The organism is Brevibacterium sp. FME17, assembly GCF_014897515.1.
Lineage (GTDB): Bacteria > Actinomycetota > Actinomycetes > Actinomycetales > Brevibacteriaceae > Brevibacterium.
Genome location: NZ_JABUYD010000076.1, coordinates 1 through 769, shown reverse-complemented (window position 1 = coordinate 769; position 769 = coordinate 1). Strand labels below are relative to the sequence as shown.

General features: G+C 62.4%; 1 protein-coding gene and 1 pseudogene. Both read right to left on the bottom strand.

The annotated features are described in order from the left end of the window. A pseudogene (locus INT40_RS20385) lies at window positions 1-411 on the bottom strand (IS3 family transposase); the annotation flags it as partial. Then, window positions 408-716: a transposase gene (locus INT40_RS20870; protein ID WP_009882495.1), complete on the bottom strand. Its 309-nt coding sequence runs from the start codon at window positions 714-716 to the stop codon at window positions 408-410. The gene INT40_RS20870 and the pseudogene INT40_RS20385, both read right to left, overlap by 4 nt. Window positions 717-769: the final 53 nt, after the last annotated feature.

Genomic DNA, 769 nt, shown 5'->3' with positions numbered 1-769 from the left:
GATGTCGGTCAGCCAGAGCTGATTCGGGGCATCGGCTCGGAACTCGTGTCTGGTCTTCCCATCGGCGTCGACAACCGCGCACAGATCGTCGTGGACGGGCGGGCCGGGTTTCTTCCCGTTCTTAGCCCGGCCCTTGCCGAAGGCCGAGAACCAGGCATTGGTCGAGCACAACCGCCACGCGGTGCGCACCGCCATGGGCTGGCCACTCGCTTCGGCTTCGTCAGCGAGGTACCGGTATCCGAACTCCGGGTCATCACGGTGGGCATCAAAGAGGGCGTTGGCCCGATACGCCTCGGTGACGTCGGCTTCGGGAATCGGTGCTTCCAGCCACCGGTAGTAGGGCTGGCGGGAGAGCTTCAAAACCCGGCACGACACCGCAACGGGGATTCCGTCGGCGGCGAGCTCTCTCACGAGCGGGTAGAGCCTTTTGACGGCAGATTCGCCTGCGATAGATACGCGGCGGCACGGCGTAGGACCTCGTTCTCCTGCTCCAGCAGGCGGGTCCGCCGACGCAGTTCTCGCAGTTCGGTTGATTCGTCGGTGGTGTTGCCGGGTTTGTTGCCGGCATCAATCTCGGCTTGGCGGACCCATTTGGTGATGGTGGCTTCGTGGACGCCGAAGTCCTTGGCGATCTGGGCAATTGTTGTGTTCTTGTCGCGGCCCATCACGACGCGGACGACGTCATCGCGGAATTCTTGTGGGTAGGGCTGTGGCATGGTGTCTATCCTTCCAGGCTTGCTTGTGTACAAGCCAGATTAGATGTCACCAA